At 38.3% G+C, this 230-nt stretch carries 1 protein-coding gene; it reads right to left on the bottom strand.

Annotated features, from left to right (window positions below):
- The coding region (locus HMPREF2697_RS02600) for a helix-turn-helix domain-containing protein (RefSeq protein ID WP_257375234.1) at positions 1 to 230 on the bottom strand (230 nt) is incomplete at both ends.

Genomic DNA, 230 nt, shown 5'->3' with positions numbered 1-230 from the left:
TAATAGTCTTCAGGAATGTCTAGTTTTGTTTCACCTAACAGGTAGTTGAGGGAAACTCCTAATTTATCACTGATATACTGCAGTTTGACAATGGTTGGTAATGAGCGACCGAGCTCGATTCTCATCAACTGTTTGACAGTTAATTCTTCTTCGGTATCACAAACGTGCTCACGTGTTAATCCTTGACGTTCACGTTCTTCACGAATTCTTTTTCCAATCTCGATTTTAAT

This window comes from Streptococcus sp. HMSC064D12, from assembly GCF_001837205.1.
GTDB classification, from domain to species: Bacteria; Bacillota; Bacilli; order Lactobacillales; family Streptococcaceae; genus Streptococcus; species Streptococcus salivarius_D.
This window is presented reverse-complemented; position numbering and strand designations above follow the sequence as displayed.